The sequence below is a fragment of the Mesorhizobium sp. WSM3873 genome (assembly GCF_001672445.1).
GTDB lineage: Bacteria > Pseudomonadota > Alphaproteobacteria > Rhizobiales > Rhizobiaceae > Mesorhizobium.
In genome coordinates this window covers 1-13930 of the sequence record NZ_LYTM01000024.1, presented here as the reverse complement: position 1 = coordinate 13930, position 13930 = coordinate 1, and the positions used below count along the sequence as shown (strand labels likewise).

The window sequence follows — 13930 nt, the reverse complement described above, 5'->3', positions numbered from 1 at the left end:
CGGGAGCACGCCTGATGTTCCGTCTCGAAGCCCGCAGCTCGACTCCGGCCTGGTTCAATCTCGCACTGCCGCTGCTCGCCATCGCCGTCGCGCTGGTTTTGTGCAGCGGTCTCATCGCTGTCGCCGGCGCCGGTGTCATCGAGGCCTATGGCGTGATGCTCTCGGCCTCGCTCGGCGACAGCTACGCCATCACCGAGACGCTGGTTCGCGCCGCGCCGATGATCTTCACCGGCCTTGCGGTGGCGATCGCCTTCCGCGCCAAGTTCTGGAACATCGGGGCCGAAGGCCAGCTGCTCGCCGGCGCGGTTGCGAGTTGTGCCGTAGGCGCCATCCCGATGCCGGGACCGCTCGCCATGCTGCTGATGGTGCTGGCCGGCGCGGTGGCCGGCGCCCTCATCGCGCTTGTGCCGGCGACGTTGCGCGTCCAACTCAAGGTCGACGACGTGGTCAGCTCGCTGCTGCTCAACTCGGTCATCTATTACGCGCTGATGGCGCTGATCGAGGGGCCGTGGAAAGACACCTTTTCCGGCTATCCGATCTCGCCGCCGATCGAGGATTCCGCCAATTTCCCGGTGCTGATCGAAGGCACAAGGCTGCATATCGGCGTCGTCGTGGCGCTGATCGCAGCGCCCGTCTGCTGGTTCCTTATCGCGCGCACCACGCTCGGCTTCCGAATCCGCGTCACCGGCGAGAATGCGGAGGCGGCGCGCTATGGCGGCATCAATACCCAGCGCGTGCTGCTCTCCACCGCGCTGCTTTCCGGCGCGCTGGCCGGATTGGCCGGCGTCGGCGAGGTTGGTGGCGTCCACTTCCAGGTGATGAGCGACATCTCGCCGGGCTACGGCTATTCCGGCATCGTCGTCGCCATGCTCGCCCGGCTCAATCCGCTCGGCGTCGTGCCGGCCGCGATCTTCCTTGCCGCGGTCATGACCGGTGCCGAGGCGATGTCGCGCGCAACCGGCGTGCCGGCCTTTCTCAGTGAGGTCATCCAAGGCACGGCGCTGCTTGCGATGCTGGTGGCGCTGCTCTTCACCGCCTACCGCATCCGCCGCGTGGGGGCGCCCGCATGAGCGCGGTGTTCGAGCAGATTTTTCAGGTCGGCTTTCTCGCCGCCATCATCCGCATCGCCACACCGCTCGCCTTCGCCACGCTAGGCGAGATGTTTTCCGAGCGCGCCGGCGTGCTCAATCTCGGCATTGAAGGCATCATGCTATTGGCGGCCATGGCCGGCTTCACCGCCGCGAGCCTGAGCGGCAGCCTGTGGCTGGGCGTGCTGGTGGCCGTGCTTGTCGGGGCGGCGATGGGCGCGCTGCATGGGCTGTTCACGGTGGTCTTGGGCCTCAGCCAGCATGTCTGCGGCATCGGCGTGACGCTGTTCTGCTCTGGGCTCGCCTATTTCCTCTACCGGCTGATCTTCGGTCAGCAATCGGTGCCGCCCAGCATCAAGGGCTTTCAGCCGGCGCCGATCCCCCTGCTGTCGGAAATTCCGATCCTGGGTCCGGCGGTGTTCAACCAGTTCACGCTGGTTTATCTCGCGATCATCGCCGTTCCGTTTGCCGCCTTCGTGCTCTACCGCACGCCCTGGGGGCTGTCGGTGCGCATGGTCGGCGAGAACCCGCGCGCGGCGGATTCCGCCGGCGTCAGCGTGATCGCCACGCGCTTCCAGGGGGTGATCCTCGGCGGCGCGCTGATGGGGCTCGCCGGCGCCTTCCTCACCATGGCGCAGTTCAACGCCTTCACCTTCGGCGTGGTGTCGGGCCGCGGCTGGGTGGCGATCGCGCTGGTGGTGTTCGGCCGCTGGGACCCGTGGCGTTCGGCGGGTGCGGCATTGCTCTTTGCCTTCGTCGACGCGCTGCAGCTCAGGATGCAGGCCAGCGGCCTCGGGCACATCCCTTACGAAGCCTTCCTGATGCTGCCCTTCATCTTCACCATCGTCGCCATGGCCTTCATTTCGCGCAACGCGGTCGCGCCTTCGGCGCTGCTGAAGCCGTTTCGACGCGAGGAACGGTAGGTAGGATACTTTCCTCGACGGTTGCAAGGTGGTTCCCCCAACGGATCAAGGTGCAAGAACCTTCCTGCACCGCCAAGGGTCGACCCCCACTCCGTCGAGCTGCGCTCGACACCTCTCCCCCGATCGACGGGGTAGAGGAAGGGCGCCCAGCTTGGGACGCCTCAGATCGCCGTGAAGGCGTTGTCGACGAACAGATGCGCGCCGTTGACGAAGCTCGATTCGTCGCTCGCCAGGAACAGCGCCGCCTTCGCCACCTCCTCCGGCTCGCCGATGCGGCCCTGTTGCGCGGCCATGGCGGCATCGGAAACATCGACGCCGAGTTTGCCGAGGTCGGCGACCTCGCGCATTCCGTGCGGCGTGCGGATGAAGCCGGGGCAGACGGCATTGCAGCGGATGTTGCGGTCGCGGAACTCCACCGCGATGGCGCGCGCGAACATGTGGCAGGCGCCTTTTGTCGTGTCGTAGAGCACTTCGTTCGGCGTCGCTGCCACCGCCGAGATCGACGAGGTGCAGACGATCGAGCCGCCGCCAGCGGCGATCATGCCGGGCAGCACGGCCCGCGTCATCAGGAACATCGAGCGCACATTGACGGCGTGCAGCCAGTCCCATTCCTGCAGGGTCGTCTCCAAGAAGGGTTTAATCACAATGGTGCCGGCGTGGTTGAACAGCACGGTCACCGGCCCGAATTTTTCCGCGGCCGCCTTCGCCGCCGCCTCGACCTGCGCCTCGTCGGAAACGTCGGCTACGAAATGCTCCGCGACATGGCCGCGCACGCGGATCGCCGCGGCGGTCTTGCCGGCGGCCTCGCCATTGCGGTCGATGATCGCAACCTTGGCGCCTTCGGCGGCAAACAGCTCGGAAGCCGCTCCACCCATGCCCGTCGCGCCGCCCGAGATGATGGCGACCTTGCCCGCCAGCCTTCCACCCATGTTTTTCTCCCTGAGTCCTGTGAGACTATTTTGATGCTATCCCCTCGCGTACCGAGTAGCCAAGCGCTTGAACGAGGCCGTTTGCCGCCGAAAAGCCGGAGCTACAGGCATTTTGTCGGATCCTCCGGTGGCGCATCCCCGCATGTTTTTCGATCTCGGCTGAGAATAAACGCCCCTCAAGTTGCCGTTTCCGAGGACGTCCTTCCCAAAACCGGCGAAAAATAGCACTCGACAAGTCTACTAACTTTATAGATTAATGGCTGAGACGGAGGCTCGACCATGACCTACATGCAGAATGTTCAGCGCAAGGGCCAGAGGCTGACCGCCGACCAGAGCTGGAGGCCCGCCTATGGCGGAACCTTCGCCTATCTCGTTTTCGCGCTGGCATTCGTGTTCACCGGCGCGGTGGTGCTTGGGATCATCCCCTGACAGAGCCGTGGCCTACGGTCCCGCTGTCCTTGGAGTAACCGGAGAAAGATAGCTGGCCGAGCGCCAGGGCGCGTCGGCGCGCCTGCGCGCATTGGATTGTTCGAGGTGGAGCGGGGCAAGCCAACGTGACGGAGGAGATGGCAATGCCGATCGAGTTCACGCATGTTCCCGGTAAGCCTGCGAATGGCAGCTTCTTCTACGATTTCGCCGAGACGGCGACCAAGCTGTCGCTGATCGAGGATGCGGGGTTCCGCAAGCTGGTGATCGACGATCCGGCCGGCCTGCTCGCCAACATGGACATCGCCGCGCAGACGCTCGACCGCACCCCGGCGCTGGAAGTGGTGCTGACGCACTGGGCCGGTGTGGTCGAGCCGGCGGTGGCGGCAAGGCAGCTCGCGGCGCTCGACTTGAGAGGCGGCGGCCGCCTGTCGCTCAGGATGCTGAGCGAGCCGCTCCAGGACAGTGATGCCGAGGCGCGGCCGGCCGGCCACAGCGTGGTGTGGCAGCGCATCGACGAATATCTTGTGCTGCTGAAGCGGCTGTGGTCGAACGACGAGCCCTTCGACCATGAAGGCGCCTTCTACAGCGTCAAAGGCGGTTACGTGCCGCGCAAGGGCCTGCATGGCGGCGACCTCACCATCCGGCTCGGCGGCCAGTCCGACACCGCGCTGAAGGTCGCCGGCCGGCATGCCGATATATTCGAGCTGGCGGCCGGCTCGCCCGACGAAGTCGCGCAGTTGATGCAGCGCGTGCGCGGCGCTGCAGCCGAGCACGGCCGCGCCGGCAGATTGCGCTTCGCGCTTCCCGTCCGCATTCGCCCCGAAGGCTGGTCCGGCGCCTCCGACCACAAGACGGTCGAGGTCGCGGGGCCGCCGGCGCGGCTTGCGCTCTCGCTGTTGCCCTATGCCGCGCTAGGCATCGAGGAATTCATGATCGGCGGTATCGACCGTTCCAGCGAGATCGCGCGGATCGGCCGCGAAACGGTCACGCCGATCGCGAATTCGCTGGCTCGGTGCGACGCCGACACCCTGGCGCCAGGAACGTTCGCGTCGCGCTCGTTCACCGGGGCACACCTTCGGTGAAATCGCGGATGGCGGTGAGACCGGCCGCTGCGGATGCCGGTTTCATCAGGACGGGACATAATCGACGCCATCCATGACATAGTCGGCCAAGAGGAAATCGCGGATGCCGGCAATCCGGCCGTTCTCCCAATCGATGAGGATGAAAAAGCGCGGCGGCCCGTCCGGACGATCCGGGCTGGTGACCAGAATGGCGGGGCGGCCTTCGACCGATATCAATTCCGTTCTTCTGCGATCCGCGACAGCGCGGCGATCACCGCCTCCGAGCTCGCCAGCGCGCCGAAGACGCCGTCCTCGACCGTCACCATATCGGCCATGTCGGCGCGGTAGCCTTTGCCTCGTATGGACGATTGCGAGGCCGGCGGCGCGCGCCGCCGCAATCAGCCGATTCACCGTCGGCAGAATGGCCCGCAGCGGCGAAGGGTCATAGCCTTTCCTGGCGAAATAGCCTGTCGGCGACAGGAAATCCTCCTGCAGGTCGATCACGAGCAGGGCGGTGTCTTGCGGCACCAGCCTGCCGTCATAGGGGAAGTCGAACGGGGTCGCCTTGATCATCGCCTGCTGCCTCGGTTGCGGCTGGCCCAGCGACGGCGTCGCAGTCCAGACTCCACGGCGTCCCAGGTTACCGACGCGCCGACCCGGATATTTGATGGTGATGGACATCTTAATAGTTGACTCGTTAACTCATGTTTTCTAGTCAAACGGCGTTGGCGTGCAATGATAAAGCGAGGACTAGCCTTGTCCGGGAACAGTCTTTTTGTGGTGCTGGCCGCGTTCGCCATTCTTGCGGCCGGCTCCATTCTTCCCGACGGCGCGGCGGCGCAGAAGCAGGCGGCACCCGCGGCACCGGCCGCACAAGCGCCCGCTCAGCAGCCCATAACAGCTCCGGCGGCCGTGCAGCCAGCTCAGGCCCCGGCCGCGGCGCAGGCCCCGGCGACGGAGGCACCAACCGCCGCCGCACCGACCGAACCGCGCGTTCAGCCGGCGCCGAGCACTGCTGGGGGCGAAGAGCCTTCCGCCGTTGCGCTGACGCTGCCGCATGACCTGTCGCCCTGGGGCATGTTCATAAATGCCGACATCGTGGTGAAGGCGGTGATGGTCGGACTTGCTTTCGCTTCTCTGGTCACCTGGACGATCTGGCTCGCCAAGTCGCTGGAGATCCTCGGCGGCAAGCTCAAGGCGCGGCGCGCGGCGAACGCGATCGGCAATGCCGCGACGCTGATGCAGGCCGGCCGCGCGCTCGGCCACAGCGGTGGCCCGGGCGCGCTGCTGGTGCGGGCGGCGGAGGAAGAGCGCGCGCTCTCCGCCGGCGCGTTGGATCACATCTCGGGCGACGGCCTGAAGGAGCGCGTCACCTCGCGGCTGTCGCGCATCGAGGCGGCAGCGTCCCGGCGCATGTCGCGCGGCACCGGCCTGCTCGCCACCATCGGCTCCACGGCGCCCTTCGTCGGCCTGTTCGGCACCGTCTGGGGCATCATGAACGCCTTCATCGGCATCTCGCAGGCGCAGACCACCAATCTTGCGGTGGTGGCGCCGGGCATCGCCGAAGCCCTGCTCGCCACGGCAATGGGTCTGGTGGCTGCGATCCCGGCGGTGGTGATCTACAACGTCTTCGCGCGATCGATAGCCGGCTACAGGCAGATCCTCGCCGACGCCTCGGCAGGCGTCGAGCGGCTGGTCAGCCGCGACCTCGATTTTCGCACGGTGCCGCCGGCAACCGCGTTGGCAGCGGAGTGAGTGGCCAATGGCGGCGCGGATTCGCGAGACGGCCGGCGACGATCTCGAGGAAAGCCACGAGATCAACGTCACCCCGTTCATAGACGTCATCCTGGTGCTTTTGATCATCTTCATGGTCGCGGCTCCGCTTGCGACCGTCGATGTCAATGTCGACTTGCCGGCATCGACGGCGTTGCCGGCGCCACGGCCCGAGACACCGCTGTTCCTGACGCTGAAAAGCGATCTTTCGCTGGCGATCGGCAATGAGGCTGTGCCGCGACCGAGCTTCGCCACCGTGCTCCACAGCCGCACCAAGGGCGACAAGCAGACGCGCATCTTCCTGCGCGCCGACAAGACGGTGGGCTATGGCGAGCTGATGGAGGTAATGAACCTGCTGCGCGCCGCGGGCTATCTGAAAGTCGCGCTGGTCGGCCTGGAGACGGCGTCCGGCACCGGGGCTTTGGCCGCGGGCGCCACCTCCGCGCCGGCGACAAGCGGAAGCGCGGCGCAATGACGCAAGCGATCGCCGCCTTGTCCACCCAGCCACGCTTCGGCTTCCGCGAAGCCGGTCTGTGGGCAAGCGCGGCCACGGTTATTTTCGCCGCACATGTCGCGGTCGCTTATGCGGTGCAGAATCTGAGCTTTGCCGAGGTGCCGGACGGCGGCCCGCCGCCGGCGCTGGCTGTCGAAATGGCGCCGCTGCCGACGACGCCTGCCGTGCCGGAAGAGCTGGACACGGTCACGCCGGAGCCGCCCGATGCAATCGAGGAGGCGCCGGGGGTCAGCGAAGTGAAACCGGTGACCGATCCGGCGCCGGTCATGAAAAGGGTCGAGCCGGTCGCCGAGCCGCCGGTCGTTTCCGACAAGGCGGCGGAGGCCGAACCGGCGGAGACAGCAGCTGCGCTCAGCGAGCGGCCGCCGCTGGACGAGGTCGTGCCCGAACCTGTCGAGACAGTTACTCCCGACGTCGTCGTTCCGCTGCCGCAGCCAAAGCCTGTCGAGGCGCAGCCGAAGGCAAGCCAGCCCGTCGACGCGAGGAAAAAAGTGGAAAAGAAGCCGGTCGAAAAGCCGAACCAGAGGAAAAGGGCAAAGGCCGCGCCGCCAAAGGCCGTGACGATGGCCGGCATCGCTGCCAACCCAGGCGCGAAGGCCGCCGCGCCGCAATCCTCCGAGTCGGTGTCGCGATCGAGCGTCAGCCCGTCGCGCTGGAATTCCAGCTTGGCGGCATGGATCAGGCGGCATACCCGCTATCCGAGCGCGGCGCGCTCAAGGCGCGTCGAGGGCACGCCTACTGTAACCTTCACGGTAGACGTCTCCGGCAGGGTGGTCTCTGCCCGGCTGGCGCAATCCTCGGGCGATCCGGATCTCGATCGCGCCGCGCTCGGCGTGTTGCAGGGCGCGTCGGTGCCGGCGCCGCCGGCCGAACTCGGCGCCCACGTCACCCGCACCGCGCCTTTCGTCTTCAGCCTGCGCGATTAGATGCCCCGCCGCGCCATGCAACTTTGAGGCTTGACTGGCGGGCGGTAGGGAATAGGGTAGCTGCGAACATATCGGCCTCGGTCGCCGGACGGCAAGAATGCCTCGTATGCCTCGCCTGTCGGCGGCGGCTGCGGGGCTTTTTCATTTTTGGGGCATTGCTTGAAACGGCGTATCGAGATCGGCGTCCTCTATTCGCGATCCGGCAGCTACCAGCTCGTCTCGGACGCGTGCCGTACGGGCGCGATGCGGGCGATCGCCGACATCAATGCCGACCGAAGCTGCGGGATCGAGCTGGTGCCGGTCGAACGCGATCCGCAAAGCAATGCCGACCGCTACGCCACGCTTTGCGAGGATATCTTCCGGACCAGCAGCGCCCGCCACGTGATCGGCTGCATTACCTCCTGGAGCCGCAAGGAGACGATCCCTGTGCTGGAGAAGGCGGGCGGCATGCTCTGGTATGCCTGCCCCTATGAGGGGTTCGAGGCCAACGAGCATGTCGTCTACATGCATGCCTGCCCGAACCAGCATCTGGTTCCGCTGATGGCTCATGTCGCGCCGCGTTTCGGTGCCAACGGCTTCCTGCTCGGCTCGAACTATATCTGGGGCTGGGAGATGAACCGCGTCGCGCGCGACCTGATCGCCGACGCTGCGGGCAAGGTGCTCGGCGAGCGCTACCTGCGCATCGGCGAAACCGACGTTTCGCGCCTGATCGATGAAATCCGCGCCACGCGGCCGAATTTCATCCTCAACAACCTCATCGGCACCTCGTCCTATGCCTTCCTGGCGGCATATCGCGACTTGGGACGCGAGAATGCGGCCTTCAAGGCCGATGCCTGCCCGGTCATATCCTGCAATCTCACCGAGGGCGAGTTGCCGGCGATCGGCGAAACGGGCAGGGGCCATTTGTCGGCCGGACCCTATTTCGCGCCGCGCCCGGCTGCCTTCGCCTCGTCCTTCGAGGCGTCCGCCTATGCATCGGTGCAAGTGATGGCGGACGTGCTCTCCGGCGATCCCGACGCCGGCCCGGCGGCGTTCTCAAAAGCCTTCGCCGGGCGCCGCTTCACGACGCGCCTGGGGCCTATCGCAATCGATCCGCACACGCAGCATGCAACCCTGCCGGTGATCATCGGGCGCATCGCCGATGGATTTTTCGAGGTCGTCAGCCGCGAGGAAGAGGTGGCGCCCGATCCCTATCTGTCGCGTTACGACCCGGCGAAGACCTTCGGCCGTCCGCGGCTCAGGGTGGTGTCGTGAGCCGGTCCGCACGCATCCCCAATCTCGGCGGCGCGCGGGCTTTCGTGCTGCATCGCCCGCACGCGACGGTGCAGGCGATCACCAGGCAGCTGTCGGCGATCGGCCTTGAGGCGGTCGAATGCTGGCCGCAATTGCCGGCAGAGGCGCTTGCCGCGGATTTCGTCTTCTTCGACGCCGATCTCGGCTTCGACGAGCAGTTCCCGTGGCAGCCGGGCGAGGCGCCGATGCCCCTGGTGGCGCTGATCGGTTCGGAAGCGCCGGGCCGCATCGAATGGGCGCTGTCGCAAAAAGCCGACGCGCAATTGTTGAAACCGGTCGGCAATGCCGGCGTGTACAGCGCGCTGCTGATCGCCCGGCAAAGCTTCGAGGCGGGGAAACGGCTGGCCGACGAGATCGCGTCGCTGCGCCAGCGCGTCGGCGAGCGCCAGACCATCGTGCGCGCGGTCGCGGCGCTGTCGAAAGGCAGCGACGACGATCGCGCCTATGCGCAGTTGCGGTCGCTGGCGATGAGCTGGCAGATCAGCGTCGAGGAAGCGGCCCGGCGGATCGTGGCGATGACGGAAAATGAGGATGGCGGTGACCAATCCCATCGCGCCTGATCTCCCGGCGCCGGGCCAAATGCCGGTCAAGCCGCGCGCCGGCGTCTGGCGCCGGCTGCTCAAGCGGCCGCTGGCGCTGCTCGGACTCTTCATCGTCGCCATCGTGCTTGCTGGCGCCATCCTGGCGCCGTGGCTGACCGGCTACGATCCGAACGAGCAGATGTTCGACGGACTGACGCTGGAAGGTTCGCCCTTGCCGCCGAACGCCAAGTTCTGGCTGGGTACCGACCTGCTCGGCCGCGACCTGTTGACCCGCATCCTGTTCGGCGCCCGCACCTCGCTGATCATCGGCATCGTCGCCAACGGCGTGGCGCTTCTGATCGGTACGCTGGTCGGCGTCACGGCCGGTTATTTCCGCGGCTGGATCGGCAGCGCGCTGATGCGCTTCACCGACCTGATGATGGCCTTCCCGGCACTGCTTCTCGCCATCTGCCTGGCGGCGGTGTTCGAGCCGAGCCTTTGGATCGTTGCCATGGTGATCGCGCTGGTCAACTGGGTGCAGACCGCGCGCGTCATCTACACCGAAACCTCGTCGCTGTCCGAGCGCGAGTTCATCGATGCCGAGCGCACGATAGGGGCGAGCGCGCCGCGCATCCTGTTGCGCCATATCCTGCCGCATCTGCTGCCGACCATCATCGTCTGGGGCACGCTCGGCATCTCGACCACGGTGCTGCTCGAAGCCACGCTCAGCTATCTCGGCATCGGCGTGCAGCCGCCGACGGCCTCCTGGGGCAACATCATCTTCGAGAACCAGACCTATTTCCAGGCGGCGCCCTGGCTGGTGTTCTTCCCCGGCGCCGCGATCCTGGCGCTTGCACTTGCCTTCAACCTGATCGGCGACGCGCTGCGCGACATCCTCGACCCCACGCAGCGAGGCCGGGCATGATCGCCTATCTCGGCCGACGTCTCATCCAGTCGCTGCTCATCCTGCTCGGCGTCTCGCTGATCACCTTCGCGCTGCTCTATCTGCTGCCGGCGGACCCAGTGCGCCAGATCGCCGGCCGCAGCGCGACGCCCGACACGGTCGAAAACATCCGCAGGCAGCTCGGCCTCGACCAGCCCTTCATCGTCCAGTACTGGCACTATCTCACAAGGCTGCTCAGCGGCGATCTCGGCCGCTCCTACATCCAGCGCTCGGAAGTCACCGAGCTCATCGTCTCGCGGCTGCCGGCGAGCCTGCTTCTGATGGTCGGCGCCATCCTGTGCGAGCTCGCGATCGGCCTTACCATGGGCCTGATCGCCGCCGTCAAGCGCGGCACCTCCACCGATCAGACCTTGATGGTCGCCTCCTTTGTCGGCGTCTCGGCGCCGCAATTCGTCGTTGGCCTGCTCCTGCTCTATGTCTTCGCCGTCCGGCTCGGCTGGTTCCCGATCGGCGGCTACGGCAGCTGGCGGCATCTGGTGCTGCCCTCGCTGACTATGGGCATACTCGGCGCCGGCTGGTATGCGCGCATGATGCGCTCGTCGATGATCGACGTTCTGCGCCAGGACTATATGCGCACCGCCCGCGCCAAGGGCCTGGCGCGCGGCGCCATCCTGTTCCGCCATGCGCTGCCCAACGCCATCCTGCCGGTGGTCGCCATGATCGGCATCGACATCGGCGTCTTCATGGGCGGCATCGTGGTGGTCGAAAGCGTCTTCGGCTGGCCCGGCATCGGCCAGCTCGCCTGGCAGGCCATCCAGCGCGTCGACATCCCGATCATCATGGGCGTCACCCTGGTCTCGGCCTTCGCCATCGTGCTCGGCAACCTGCTGGCCGACATCATCGCGCCCTTCATCGACCCCCGAATTAAACTCAGATGAACAAGGCAACAACCAGAGAAAGGGAACAGTGACATGAGACGATTTCTGGCATCCACCGTGGCGGCCTCGGCGCTTGCGCTGATGCTCGGCATGGCAAGCGCGCGCGCCGACGACGCGATCGACCCTAACGCCAAGCAGGGCGGCGCCATCACCATCACCTACAAGGACGATGTCGCGACGCTCGATCCGGCGATCGGCTACGACTGGCAGAACTGGTCGATGATCAAGAGCTTGTTCGATGGCCTCATGGACTATGAGCCCGGCACCACCAAGCTGAAGCCCGACCTTGCCGAAAGCTACGAGATCTCGCCGGACGGCAAGACCTTCACCTTCAAGCTGCGCCACGGCGTGAAGTTCCACAATGGCCGGGAGATGACGGCCGACGACGTCAAATACTCGCTCGACCGCGTCACCAATCCGAAGACGCAGAGCCCGGGCGCCGGCTTCTTCGGCTCGATCAAAGGCTATGACGAGGTCGCCGCCGGCAAAGCGAACAGCCTCTCCGGCGTCACCGCGGTCGATCCCTATACGATCAAGTTCGAGCTGACCCGTCCGGACGCCACTTTCCTGCATGTCATGGCGATCAACTTCTCGCATGTGGTGCCGAAGGAGGAGGTCGAGAAATACGGCGCCGACTTCGGCAAGCATCCGGTCGGCACCGGCGCCTTCAAGCTCGCCGAATGGACGCTCGGCCAGCGCATCGTCTTCGAGCGCAATCCCGACTACTGGCACAAGGGCCTGCCGCATCTCGACAAGATCACCTTCGAGATCGGCCAGGAGCCGATCGTGGCGCTGCTGCGCCTGCAGAAGGGCGAGATCGACGTGCCCGGCGACGGCATTCCGCCGGCCAAGTTCCAGGAGGTGATGAACGATCCGGAGCAGAAGGCCCGCGTCGTGGTGGGCGGGCAATTGCACACCGGCTACATCACCATGAACACCACCATGCCGCCCTTCGACAATGTGAAGGTGCGCCAGGCGGTGAACATGGCGATCAACAAGGACCGCATCGTTCAGATGATCAACAACCGCGCGGTGCCGGCCAATCAGCCGCTGCCGCCGTCGATGCCCGGTTACGACAAGGCATTCAAGGGCTATCCCTATGACGTCGCCCAGGCCAAGGCCCTGCTTGCCGAGGCCGGCCACTCCGATGGCTTCGAAACGCAGTTGTTCGCCATGAACACCGACCCCAATCCGCGTATCGCGCAGGCGATCCAGCAGGATCTGGCGGCCATCGGCATCAAGGCCAGCATCCAATCGCTCGCCCAGGCCAACGTGATTGCCGCCGGCGGCGACAAGTCCGGCGCGCCGATGATCTGGTCGGGCGGCATGGCCTGGATCGCCGATTTCCCGGATCCGTCCAACTTCTACGGACCGATCCTCGGCTGCGCCGGCGCGGTGCCGGGCGGCTGGAATTGGGCGTGGTACTGCAACAAGGATCTCGACGCCAAGGCGGCCGAAGCCGATTCGGTCGTCGATCCGGCAAAGTCCGCGGATCGCGAGAAGATGTGGAGCGCGATCTACGACAAGATCATGGAGGACGCACCCTGGGCGCCGGTCTTCAACGAGCAGCGCTTCACGCTGAAGTCGGCCCGCATGGGCGGCGCCGACAATCTCTATGTCGACCCGGTCCATATCCCGATCAACTACGACAATGTGTATGTGAAAGATGTGCAGTAACTGCGACTACACCATCCACGGGCGCCATCACCACTTCGGCTGGGACAATTCCTTTGCCCCGGCCGAGCGCGTGGCACCTGGCTCGACGATCGAGTTCCAGTGCCTGGATTCCTCCGGCGGGCAGCTCAAGGCCGACAGCACCGTCGGCGATATCGCCAATCTCGATTTCGGCATGATCAACCCGGTGACCGGGCCGATCTTCGTCGAGGGCGCCGAGCCCGGCGACGCGCTGAAGGTGACAATCGAAATGTTCAAGCCGTCCGGCTTCGGCTGGACGGCGAACATTCCGGGCTTCGGTCTGCTTGCCGACGACTTCAAGGAGCCGGCACTCAACATCTGGAAATACGACGCCGGCTCGCTCGAGCCGGCGCTGTTCGGCAGACAAGGCCGCGTGCCGCTGAAGCCGTTTGCCGGCACGATCGGCAACGCGCCGGGCGAGATGGGCCACCATTCGGTGGTGCCGCCGCGGCGCGTCGGCGGCAACCTCGACATAAGGGACCTTGCCTCCGGCTCCATTCTCTATCTGCCGGTGGAAGTGGCAGGCGCGCTGTTTTCCGTCGGCGACACGCATGCCGCGCAGGGCGACGGCGAAGTGTGCGGCACTGCGATCGAGAGTCCGATGGACGTCGTGCTCAAGCTCGACCTGGTGAAGGACGCGCGGCTGAAGACGCCGCGCTTCACCACGCCGGGCCCGGTGACGCGGCATCTCGACGCCAAAGGTTATGAGGTGACGACCGGGATCGGGCCCGACCTGATGACCGGCGCCAAGCAGGCGGTCAGTCAGATGGTCGACCTGCTGGCCGGCCGATACAAGCTCGACCCGGTCGACGCCTATATGCTGGTCTCGGTCTGCGGCGATCTCAGGATCAGCGAGATCGTCGACATGCCGAACTGGGTGGTGTCGTTCTACTTCCCGCGCTGCGTGTTTGAATGAGAGGTCGGCGCCCCACCCCC

At 66.0% G+C, this 13930-nt stretch carries 15 protein-coding genes and 1 pseudogene; 13 read left to right on the top strand and 3 right to left on the bottom strand.

Features of this window, described 5'->3' with window-relative positions:
- Positions 1-14: 14 nt before the first annotated feature.
- Complete coding sequence (locus A9K71_RS17350) at positions 15-1070, top strand: ABC transporter permease (RefSeq protein ID WP_066998236.1); 1056 nt, start codon at positions 15-17, stop codon at positions 1068-1070.
- Positions 1067-2011, top strand: a complete 945-nt coding sequence (locus A9K71_RS17345) for an ABC transporter permease (RefSeq protein ID WP_066998234.1) — start codon at positions 1067-1069, stop codon at positions 2009-2011. The genes A9K71_RS17350 and A9K71_RS17345 overlap by 4 nt, the downstream gene beginning before the upstream one ends.
- 161 nt (positions 2012-2172) lie before the next feature.
- Here A9K71_RS17345 and A9K71_RS17340 read toward each other — a convergent pair whose 3' ends face one another.
- Entirely contained in the window at positions 2173-2940 is a 768-nt protein-coding gene (locus A9K71_RS17340) for an SDR family oxidoreductase (RefSeq protein WP_066998232.1), read from the bottom strand.
- 279 nt (positions 2941-3219) lie between these two features.
- On the opposite strand from A9K71_RS17340, the gene A9K71_RS32100 reads away from it, so the two are divergent.
- Positions 3220-3369 (top strand): hypothetical protein, encoded by a 150-nt coding sequence (locus tag A9K71_RS32100; RefSeq protein ID WP_082980569.1) that lies wholly within the window; start codon positions 3220-3222, stop codon positions 3367-3369.
- A 143-nt stretch (positions 3370-3512) separates the two neighbouring features.
- On the top strand, positions 3513-4451 hold the full coding sequence (locus A9K71_RS17335; protein WP_066998372.1) for an LLM class flavin-dependent oxidoreductase: 939 nt from the start codon (positions 3513-3515) through the stop codon (positions 4449-4451).
- 45 nt (positions 4452-4496) lie between these two features.
- Here the strand turns inward: A9K71_RS17335 and A9K71_RS32095 are convergent, their stop codons facing one another.
- Together A9K71_RS32095 and A9K71_RS17330 are read right to left on the bottom strand one after the other, a co-directional pair.
- On the bottom strand, positions 4497-4667 hold the full coding sequence (locus A9K71_RS32095; RefSeq protein ID WP_197504243.1) for a hypothetical protein: 171 nt from the start codon (positions 4665-4667) through the stop codon (positions 4497-4499).
- A gap of 86 nt (positions 4668-4753) precedes the next feature.
- Positions 4754-5003 (bottom strand): annotated as a pseudogene (locus A9K71_RS17330) (isochorismatase family protein); the annotation flags it as partial.
- Positions 5004-5186: 183 nt separating this feature from the next.
- Here A9K71_RS17330 and exbB point away from each other — a divergent pair.
- The 9 genes from exbB to A9K71_RS17285 all read left to right on the top strand — a co-directional run bounded on the left by exbB (position 5187) and on the right by A9K71_RS17285 (position 13910).
- Positions 5187-6185: a tonB-system energizer ExbB gene (gene exbB, locus A9K71_RS17325; RefSeq protein ID WP_156752699.1), complete on the top strand. Its 999-nt coding sequence runs from the start codon at positions 5187-5189 to the stop codon at positions 6183-6185.
- Between the two features lie 7 nt (positions 6186-6192).
- Complete coding sequence (exbD, locus tag A9K71_RS17320; protein ID WP_066998226.1) at positions 6193-6678, top strand: TonB system transport protein ExbD; 486 nt, start codon at positions 6193-6195, stop codon at positions 6676-6678.
- Positions 6675-7643 (top strand): energy transducer TonB, encoded by a 969-nt coding sequence (locus tag A9K71_RS17315; RefSeq protein WP_066998222.1) that lies wholly within the window; start codon positions 6675-6677, stop codon positions 7641-7643. Before exbD ends, A9K71_RS17315 begins: the two co-directional genes overlap by 4 nt.
- 159 nt (positions 7644-7802) lie before the next feature.
- The gene (locus tag A9K71_RS17310; RefSeq protein WP_066998219.1) at positions 7803-8897 is read left to right on the top strand and encodes a transporter substrate-binding protein; all 1095 of its coding nucleotides are present in this window, start codon (positions 7803-7805) and stop codon (positions 8895-8897) included.
- Positions 8894-9496, top strand: coding sequence for an ANTAR domain-containing protein (locus tag A9K71_RS17305; RefSeq protein ID WP_066998217.1), 603 nt, complete (start codon positions 8894-8896; stop codon positions 9494-9496). The genes A9K71_RS17310 and A9K71_RS17305 overlap by 4 nt, the downstream gene beginning before the upstream one ends.
- 19 nt (positions 9497-9515) lie before the next feature.
- Complete coding sequence (locus A9K71_RS17300) at positions 9516-10382, top strand: ABC transporter permease (RefSeq protein ID WP_176478976.1); 867 nt, start codon at positions 9516-9518, stop codon at positions 10380-10382.
- Positions 10379-11299, top strand: coding sequence for an ABC transporter permease (locus A9K71_RS17295; RefSeq protein ID WP_066998214.1), 921 nt, complete (start codon positions 10379-10381; stop codon positions 11297-11299). Before A9K71_RS17300 ends, A9K71_RS17295 begins: the two co-directional genes overlap by 4 nt.
- Positions 11300-11332: 33 nt before the next feature.
- Positions 11333-12976 (top strand): ABC transporter substrate-binding protein, encoded by a 1644-nt coding sequence (locus A9K71_RS17290; RefSeq protein WP_066998212.1) that lies wholly within the window; start codon positions 11333-11335, stop codon positions 12974-12976.
- Complete coding sequence (locus tag A9K71_RS17285; RefSeq protein ID WP_066998210.1) at positions 12966-13910, top strand: acetamidase/formamidase family protein; 945 nt, start codon at positions 12966-12968, stop codon at positions 13908-13910. Before A9K71_RS17290 ends, A9K71_RS17285 begins: the two co-directional genes overlap by 11 nt.
- The last annotated feature ends 20 nt before the right edge of the window (positions 13911-13930 follow it).

Excerpts from the sequence above, each read along its gene's own strand:
- A9K71_RS17350 (WP_066998236.1), top strand. The coding sequence starts at position 15 with ATGTTCCGTCTCGAAGCCCGCAGCTCGACTCCGGCCTGGTTCAATCTC.
- A9K71_RS17345 (WP_066998234.1), top strand. The coding sequence starts at position 1,067 with ATGAGCGCGGTGTTCGAGCAGATTTTTCAGGTCGGCTTTCTCGCCGCC.
- A9K71_RS17340 (WP_066998232.1), bottom strand. The coding sequence starts at position 2,940 with ATGGGTGGAAGGCTGGCGGGCAAGGTCGCCATCATCTCGGGCGGCGCG.
- A9K71_RS32100 (WP_082980569.1), top strand. The coding sequence starts at position 3,220 with ATGACCTACATGCAGAATGTTCAGCGCAAGGGCCAGAGGCTGACCGCC.
- A9K71_RS17335 (WP_066998372.1), top strand. The coding sequence starts at position 3,513 with ATGCCGATCGAGTTCACGCATGTTCCCGGTAAGCCTGCGAATGGCAGC.
- exbD (WP_066998226.1), top strand. The coding sequence starts at position 6,193 with ATGGCGGCGCGGATTCGCGAGACGGCCGGCGACGATCTCGAGGAAAGC.
- A9K71_RS17315 (WP_066998222.1), top strand. The coding sequence starts at position 6,675 with ATGACGCAAGCGATCGCCGCCTTGTCCACCCAGCCACGCTTCGGCTTC.
- A9K71_RS17300 (WP_176478976.1), top strand. The coding sequence starts at position 9,516 with ATGCCGGTCAAGCCGCGCGCCGGCGTCTGGCGCCGGCTGCTCAAGCGG.
- A9K71_RS17295 (WP_066998214.1), top strand. The coding sequence starts at position 10,379 with ATGATCGCCTATCTCGGCCGACGTCTCATCCAGTCGCTGCTCATCCTG.
- A9K71_RS17290 (WP_066998212.1), top strand. The coding sequence starts at position 11,333 with ATGAGACGATTTCTGGCATCCACCGTGGCGGCCTCGGCGCTTGCGCTG.
- A9K71_RS17285 (WP_066998210.1), top strand. The coding sequence starts at position 12,966 with ATGTGCAGTAACTGCGACTACACCATCCACGGGCGCCATCACCACTTC.